The 239-nt window shown below is 38.1% G+C and carries 1 protein-coding gene; it reads left to right on the top strand.

Annotated elements, in window-relative coordinates; translation table 11 throughout:
- Positions 1-239 (top strand): hypothetical protein (locus SB754_RS22770; protein ID WP_410784536.1); only part of this gene is annotated, 239 nt, incomplete at both ends.

Consider the following 239-nt stretch of genomic DNA (forward strand, 5'->3'; position numbering starts at 1 on the left):
CAGTAATTCGGAAGAATTTGATCAAGATTTGGGTTCTTGGAATATTCAAAGCGTTGAAACCATGGCTGGAATTTTTAGTTCATCCGGAATGTCGGTTAAAAATTACGGAGCCACCTTAATTGGCTGGTCCAACAAGGAAAATACACCTCTAGGATTAACTCTCGGAGCAAATGATGTTGAATACTGTCTTGAAAGTGAAGCAGCAATAGCACGTGAAACTTTAATCAATGATTTTGGTT

Origin of the sequence: Leifsonia sp. SIMBA_070, from assembly GCF_046534635.1 — a bacterium.
Lineage (GTDB): Bacteria > Actinomycetota > Actinomycetes > Actinomycetales > Microbacteriaceae > Leifsonia.